1 pseudogene is annotated in these 2,705 nt (G+C 63.0%); it reads right to left on the reverse strand.

What is annotated here, in order from left to right:
- A pseudogene (locus HWE01_RS22535) lies at positions 1–2,705 on the reverse strand (hypothetical protein); the annotation flags it as partial.

Genomic DNA, 2,705 nt, shown 5'->3' on the forward strand with positions numbered 1-2,705 from the left:
AAGGCATAACGCTGGGTCTGCGCCTGCTGCAGCCCGGCTTGCATCAGCGCCAGATATTGCGCCTCGTTGTTGCTGAATCCGTTCAGATAGCGCTGGCCGGTGGCCTCCTGGATCTGGCGCTGGATCAGTTGTTGTTCGTAGAAGCCATCGCCGAAACGCTGGTAACCCGGCGTGGGACCCGCGCGATCCCGATACGCGCGAACGAGGACGTCAGAAGACAGCCAATTCCGCTCACCGATGAAGCGCGGATCGGTCTGCACCAGTGGCGCCGTCACGCTGCTCTGATTGATCTGGTACAAGGCATTGGCCGGCAGGCTCAGGTCGACTGCGGGAGCACGCAGGTCAGTGGTCTTGCCCGTTCCCTGCGGCGCTTGTGCAGGAACGGTGGCGGGTGTGCGAGAAGTCCGGTCGCGCGTGCTGCCCACCTCGTGCGTGGCGCTCACGTCAAGTGGGAATCGGGTTTCTATCGTTTGAGAGGCGTAGGGCGCGCTCTCATAACGACGGTCGTCGGCTTTGAAGCGATGACTCTTGATGTAGGTTTTTACCGCCGTACCCACCGAGGTAACGATCTGCCTGCCCAGCGGACCGGTATTGTGGATGGCGGTGCCATTGACGTTGTCACCGGCCAGGGTGCCCCCGGCGATGAACTGACTGGCGTAGTTGTTGACCACACCGGCGGCCAGATTCATCCTGCCGCCGGAGGTGATCATGCCGGGTGCGCTGCGCGTGACGATAGTCCGCTGGATCTGCTCGGTGCCGTCGTAGATGATCCATTGACCGAACATTTGTCCGTCAAAGGGAGATTGCGCCGAGGGTAAAAGCAGGCGGAAGTTGTCTTCATCGCCCATGGCTCGCCAGTTCTCGGCAGCGATGATCTGGCCATTATCCTTGTGGACGATGCGCGCGTGCTCTCCCGAGATGAAGTCGGACGATCCCACCAGCCGGTAGTTGATGATCCTGCGTCCCGGCTTGCTCTCTTCGGCGATCTCGAAATGCGCATTCCGGTTGTTGATCGCATCGGCCGCAATGGTGAGTGCGCCATCCGCATTGATGGTCGCGCTGGTATTGTTGACCTCGCGCGCACGTCCGCTCGCACGATGGTCGCTGCCGATGGTGCCGCCAATGGACATATCTGCGGCTGAATACAGCAGCGCCTTCTCGCTGTTGTGGAGCACCCCGGCCCCGATATCCAGACGCTCACGTGCCGCGATGACCGGGGCCCGCAGCACGCCATCGATGGTTTCCGAAGCGTTGTGCAGCACCTCCACAGCAAGCGCGATGTGGTCACCGTAAATGCGTCCGCTACCGAGGTTATAGAGCGTGCCGGCCTGGATGCGCGTGGTGACGCCATCGATCAGGCCCCGGTTGATGAAGTCCTGCCCCGCACCGGCAGACAGCGATACATCGCCGCCCAGGATGGACGCGCCCGCATGATTCTGGAGTCCCCTGGCCGTCACGCGCAACGCTGCTCCTGCGGCCAGCGTGCCGTAGTTGCTGAAGCGGCCGCCAGTGCGCAGATCGAGATTGCCAGCGGCTGCGGTTTCGCCGCGCTGCTCCAGGTCGGCGGCCACGTCGATACGCAGATCCTTGTGACTCAACAGCAAGCCCTTGCCGATCAGGGAGTCGGACGTGAGACTCAGGTCGCCACCTGCGAGGATGCGTCCGCCCTCGTTGTCGAGGCTGTTCACTTGCAGACGGGCTTGGCCACCTGCCACCACCACACCTGCGCCATTGCCCAGCGCCCCGGCCTTGATGTGCAGATCCGTGCCGGCACGCACACCTTGATCCTCGCCCGAATGCAGGTTGTGCAGTGCCTGACCGTGCGTATCGAGGTCGAGGCTCTTCAGGGCCTGCAACAATCCGCCCTCATTGTTGACTTCACCGGTGGAGAGCGTCAGCTTGCCCCGGGCAGCGATACTGCCGGCACGATTGTCGAGCTCTGCGCTCTCTGCTTTCAGGTCTTGCCGCGCAAAGAGTACGCCGCGCTGATTGTTCAAACGCCGATTGCGCGCATCAATCACCACCTCGCCGCCGCCAAGCGTGCCGTCGCTGTTGTCGATGCCGGCTGCCGCGAGCTCCAGCCGCGTGGCGGCGAGGATCTTGCCCTGGTTGCTGGTTCTTCCGTCTGTCACCAGCACCAGAGAACTCTCGGCCGAACGGAGCCTGCCGTGGTTTTCCAGCGTGGCCGCATTAACGGTAAGCGTATCGTTGGCGCCGATCTCTCCGGTGTTGCTCAGGCCCTGTTGCAGCAAGAGCTTCATGCTGCCCGCGGCGGTGAATGTTCCTCTGTTGTTAAGGGCCGTCGCCTTCAATGAGACGGATTGCTTGGCCTCAACAGTGCCGCTGTTGTCCAGTGTGTCACGGACGCGCAGGAGCAGAGCGCCCGATGTCAGCACGTCACCGGTGTTCTCCATCGCCGCCGCACGGATCGTGATACCGCCATCCCCGAGCAGACTGCCCGCATTGCGTATCGAACCGCCACTCTGCACGCTGGTGTGACCGGTGCTGTCGATACGACCGGTGCGGGTGTTCTCCAGGGAACCGACTTCCAGCACGGTACCGGCCCTTCCCCCCAGCCTGCCCTGGTTGATGAGCACGCCCGCACTGCGTATCTGCACATCCCGGCCAGCAGCGATGGTCCCGGTGTTTTCCAGACGGCCCGCCGCCGTGACGACCAGCTCTCCTTCGGTGGCTGCCAAGGTGCC

The sequence above is a fragment of the Herbaspirillum sp. C7C8 genome, assembly GCF_022627875.1.
Taxonomy (GTDB): Bacteria; Pseudomonadota; Gammaproteobacteria; order Burkholderiales; family Burkholderiaceae_D; genus Herbaspirillum.